The 4,158-nt window shown below is 67.9% G+C and carries 1 protein-coding gene; it reads right to left on the bottom strand.

Going from position 1 to position 4,158, the window contains the following annotated elements:
• The coding region (locus tag EF834_RS18005; protein ID WP_127948647.1) for a non-ribosomal peptide synthetase at window positions 1-4,158 on the bottom strand (4,158 nt) is incomplete at both ends.

Genomic DNA, 4,158 nt, shown 5'->3' with positions numbered 1-4,158 from the left:
CCCACGACCGCACCCGCCCCACCGTCACCGAAGACACCGCGAACTCCACACAACCACCCACACCCGACCGCACCGCAGGCCGCGGCCGGTCCGTCGGCAACGCCAACACATCCGGCAACCCCGCCAACACACCCGACCAATACGCGATCTGCCGGCCGGCCAGCGATTCGGGATCGTTCTCCGGCCCGAGCACCTCCCGCTGCCAGAGTGTGTAATCCGCGTACTGCACCTCGAGCGGTGCCCACCCCGGCTCGTGCCCGGCGAGTCGGGCCGTATACGCCACCACGACGTCCCGGGCCAACGGCGCCATCGAGAACCCGTCCGCGCAAATGTGGTGCACGACCATCGCCAACACGTGCTCGGACTCGCAGATCCGGAACAGTTGCACCCGCACCGGCACCTCGGCGGTCACATCGAACCCGAGACCGACCAGCCCCGCGATCCGCTCATCCGCCTCCTGCGCCGTCACCGGGACCGGTGTCAGATCCACCGGCACCCGCGAGACCGGCACCACCACCTGCGACGGACCCTGCTCCGAATCCGGGAACACCGTCCGCAACGCCTCGTGCCGGCCCAACACATCGGCCACCGCCGCGTCCAACGCCGCCGCATCCACCGCACCCGACAACCGGATCACCAACGGAACGTTGTATACCGCCGACTCCGGATCCAACTGGTTGAGGAACCACATCCGCTGCTGCGCCAAGGACAACGGCACCCACGAAGGCCGTGGGCGAGCCACCAGCACCGGACGCCCACCCTCACCGGCACACCGCTCGACCCGCACCGCCAATGCCTCCACCGTCGACGCCTCGAAGATCACCCGCACCGACACCCGTGCATCCAGCGCCGCACCCAGCCGGGCCACTACCCGGGTCGCGGCCAACGAGTTCCCGCCGAGCGCGAAGAAGTCATCATCGAGCCCGACCCGGTCGATACCGAGGACGTCGGCGAACACGGCGGCCACGACCTGCTGGACCCGAGTCATCGGTGCCCGGAACTCGCGGGTCTTCCACCGCGGCGGCGGCAACGCCGTCCGGTCCACCTTCTCGCTGGGGGTCAACGGGAACGCGTCGACGACCATCAGCACCGTGGGAACCATGTACGCGGGCAGCGATCGCCCGATCGCCTCGCGCACTGCCTCGGTGTCCACCGAGCGGCCGCTGTCGGGCACCACATACCCGACGAGTTGCTGGCCGAGGTCGTTTTCGTAGACCACCGCCACGGCCTGTGAGATCGCATCTTGTGTCACCAACGCCGACTCGATCTCCCCCAACTCGATCCGCAGACCCCGCACCTTCACCTGAAAATCCGTGCGCCCCAGGAACTCGAGATTCCCGTCCCGGTTCCATCGCACCAGATCCCCGGTGCGATACAACCGCGTGCCCGGAGCACCGAACGGATCCGCCACGAACCGCTCCGCCGTCAGATCCGCCCGGCCCTGATAGCCGCGGGCCACCTGCTCCCCACCGAGATACAACTCCCCGGCCACCCCGACCGGCACCGGCTGCAGACGGGCGTCGAGCACGTACCCGTTGGTGTTCCACACCGGCGCCCCGACCGGCACGGTGCGCACGTTCCGGTCGTCGCACCGGTAGGACGTCGCCGTGACCGCGACCTCGGTCGGCCCATACATGTTCTCCAGGCGTGCATCCGATTTCGCCGCCAGACGTCCGAACAGCTCCACCGGCAGTTCCTCGCCACCGACATACACCAACCGCACCGAATCCGGGATCTGCACCTCGGGATCGGCCAGCACCGTCCCCAGCATCGACGGCGCGAACACCGTCGCGGTCACACCCTCGTCCGCGATCAACGACAGCAGGTATCCCGGATCACGATGCCCGTCCGGCCGAGCGATGACCAGCCGGGCACCGATGGCTAGCGGCAGGAATAGCTCCAACACCGACGGATCGAACGTGACCGGGGTCTTCTGCACCACCGCATCGGAGTCGGTGAACGCGTATTCGGAGATCATCCACGACAACTGGTTGACGATCGCCCGGTGACTGACCGCCACCCCCTTCGGACGCCCAGTCGACCCCGACGTGAACAACACATACGCCACATTGTCCGGCCGCACCGGCCCGAGCAACTCGGAGCCGGCCACCGGCGCCGACGAATACCCCGACACATCCACCGCATCGATGTTCACCACCGGATGCCCGGACGCGGCGAATCCGTCTCCCGACGTCGACAACACACACACCGGTGCCGCGGTGTCGAGCACATGATCGTTGCGTTCACGGGGCTGGTCCGGGTCGATCGGCACATACCCACCGCCGGCCCGCAGCACCGCATAGATCCCGACTATCATCTCCACCGACCGGCGCATCCCGACCGCCACCAACGACTCCGGGCCCACCCCGGCGGCGATCAGCAACCGCGTCAACCGATTCACCCGCGCATCGAACTGCGTATATGTCAACAACTGATCCTCGAATACCACCGCCGGCGCATCCGGAGTTCGCGCCACCTGATCGGCGAACTCATCGAGCAACAACACTCCCGGCACCACACGACGGGTGTCATTCCACTCCGACACCATCCGGCGCCGCTCGACATCACCGAGAACCGACACATCCCCCACCGCAACCGACGGATCATCGACAACCGCCTCGAGCACCCGCACGAACCGCTCCGCGACCCCCAGCACCGTTCCCGGATCGAAGATGTCCGCCGCATACACCAACGACCCCTCATACCCGCCGTCGGCCGCCTCACCGAGCGACATCGACAGATCGAATGGAACCGCCACCCGATCCACCTCGACCGGCGTGATCGTCAACCCCGGCAACTCGACCTGCGACTCGGTGTAATTCTGGAACGCCAACATCACCTGAAACAGCGGCGAGAACGACTGCGACCGCGTCGGATTCAACTTCTCCACCAGAGCCTCGAACGGCACATCCGCATGCGCGAACGCCTCGAGATCCCTCTCCCGCACCCGATCGACCAACTCGGTGAACGACAGGCCAGGATCACACTCGACCCGCAACACCAACGTGTTCACGAACATCCCGACCAGATCATCGAGCGCCGCCTCACCCCGACCCGCGACCGCCGACCCCACCGCAACATCGGTGCTGCCACTGAGCTTCGCCAACACCACCGCAAGCGCCGCATGCACCACCATGAACGCAGTCGCCCCCCGCTCCCGCGCCCACACCTGCACCCGCCCCACCGTCACCGAAGACACCGCGAACTCGACACTGCCACCCACACCCGACCGCACCGCAGGCCGCGGCCGGTCCGTCGGCAACGCCAACACATCCGGCAACCCCGCCAACACACCCGCCCAATACGCGATCTGCCGACCGGCCAGCGACTCCGGATCGTCCTCCGACCCGAGCACCTCCCGCTGCCACACCGTGTAATCCGCGTACTGCACCTCGAGCGGCGCCCACCCCGGCTCGTCCCCGGCGAGCCGGGCCGTGTACGCCACCACCACGTCCCGGGCCAACGGCGCCATCGAGAACCCGTCCGCGCAAATATGGTGCACGACCATCGCCAACACGTGCTCGGACTCGCAGACCCGGAACAACCGCACCCGCACCGGCACCTCGGCGGTCACGTCGAACCCGAGACCGACCAGCTCCGCGATCTGCTCATCCGCCTCCTCCGCGGTCACCGGGGCCGGTGTCAGATCCACCGGCACCCGTGAGACCGGCACCACCACCTGCGACGGACCCTGCTCCGAATCCGGGAACACCGTCCGCAACGCCTCGTGCCGGACGAGCACATCGGCCACCGCCGCGTCCAACGCCGCCACATCCAGCGCACCCGACAACCGGATCGCCACCGGAACGTTGTATACCGCCGACTCCGGATCCAACTGGTTCAGGAACCACATCCGCTGCTGCGCCAAGGACAACGGCACCCGCGAAGGCCGCTCACCGGCCACCAGCACCGGTCGCCCACCCTCACCGGCACACCGCTCGACCCGCACCGCCAACGCCTCCACCGTCGACGCCTCGAAGATCACCCGCACCGACACCCGCGCATCCAGCGCTGCACCCAGTCGGGCCATTACGCGGGTCGCGGCCAGCGAGTTCCCGCCGAGGGCGAAGAAGTCGTCATCGAGCCCGACCCGGTCGATGCCGAGGACGTCGGCGAACACGGCGGCCACGACCTGCTGGATCGGGGTCGTCGGCGCCC

Origin of the sequence: Rhodococcus spongiicola (genome assembly GCF_004011835.1) — a bacterium.
GTDB lineage: Bacteria > Actinomycetota > Actinomycetes > Mycobacteriales > Mycobacteriaceae > Prescottella > Prescottella spongiicola.
The sequence above is the reverse complement of the archived record's forward strand: the minus strand, read 5'-3'. Positions and strand labels throughout refer to the sequence as shown.